The organism is Pseudoalteromonas sp. TB25, assembly GCF_000497995.1.
Taxonomy (GTDB): domain Bacteria; phylum Pseudomonadota; class Gammaproteobacteria; order Enterobacterales; family Alteromonadaceae; genus Pseudoalteromonas; species Pseudoalteromonas distincta.
Genome location: NZ_AUTI01000336.1, coordinates 1 through 539 on the forward strand (window position 1 = coordinate 1; position 539 = coordinate 539).

At 45.9% G+C, this 539-nt stretch carries 1 protein-coding gene; it reads left to right on the forward strand.

The window, feature by feature from the left end; all coding sequences use genetic code 11:
* Window positions 1-539, forward strand: a 539-nt coding sequence (locus tag L652_RS0113345; protein WP_029770299.1) for a molybdopterin cofactor-binding domain-containing protein, incomplete at both ends; no start/stop codon positions are given.

Below are 539 nucleotides of genomic sequence, written 5' to 3' on the forward strand. Positions count from 1 at the left end.
GAGCAAACTACTCCAATACTTGATATTAAAAAAGCCATTAGCAAAGAGCATTGGGTAAGGCCGCCCCATTCACTTAACCGTGGTAACAGCGAAAACGCCATTAATAACGCAACCCACCAGCTTAAAGGCGAAATAAACATAGGCGGGCAAGAACACTTTTATTTAGAAGGCCAAATAGCGCTGGCGCAACCTGATAACGACGGGGGCATTCATGTTCAGTGTTCTACGCAACACCCTACTGAGGTGCAGCACTTAGTTGCTAAAATTTTAAAAAAGCCATTTAGCTTTGTAAACGTAGAAACCNCCCGCCGTATGGGCGGTGCTTTTGGCGGTAAAGAAACCCAAGGCGCACCATGGGCATGCCTTGCAGCTCTTGCGGTTTACCACCTTGGCTGCGCAGTAAAAATGCGCCTAGCCCGTAGCGACGATTTTAAATTAACCGGTAAGCGCCACCCGTTTTATAATCACTATCATGTTGGTTTTGACGAAAATGGTTTAATTGAAGGTGCCGACATTACCGTAAACGGATTTTGTGGCTA